Consider the following 528-nt stretch of genomic DNA (forward strand, 5'->3'; position numbering starts at 1 on the left):
ATCCCAAGCAGTCACGCCAATACCCGCTAGCTGACGTACTTTAGAATTGGCACCATCAGCGCCAATGATCCAGTTCGCATCAAACTGTTCGCCGCTTTCTAGCGTGATACGGTTTCCATCATTGAAATCGATGTCTTTTAATCGCTCAGGACACTTCACCGTTAAGTTGTCGAATTGCGCGAAAGCTTGCCAAAGGCCAAGTTGGATTAGGCGGTTTTCAACGATGTAGCCAAGTTGATCCAATGAAAGCTCATCAGAATGAAAACGAGTACGACACTCAGGATGCTCCCACGTTTCCAGACGACGATAGGGACAGACGCGCATTGCTTCGATCGCCGACCAAGCATCTAATGATTCAAATAACTTCACCGATTGATGTGAAATAGCAGAAACTCGCACGTCCAGAGCTTGAGCAGCATCGAATGCTTTAGGCTCCGCTCCTTCAACTACCACTACGCTTCTACCTTGCTTGGCAAATCCAACCGCGACAGCTGCCCCGACCATGCCGCCACCGATTACGGCGATGTC

At 49.6% G+C, this 528-nt stretch carries 1 protein-coding gene; it reads right to left on the minus strand.

Going from position 1 to position 528, the window contains the following annotated elements:
• On the minus strand, positions 1–528 hold a 528-nt coding region (locus R7R78_RS29235), incomplete at both ends, for an FAD-dependent monooxygenase (protein WP_225474983.1).

The organism is Vibrio sp. 2134-1 (assembly GCF_033339495.1).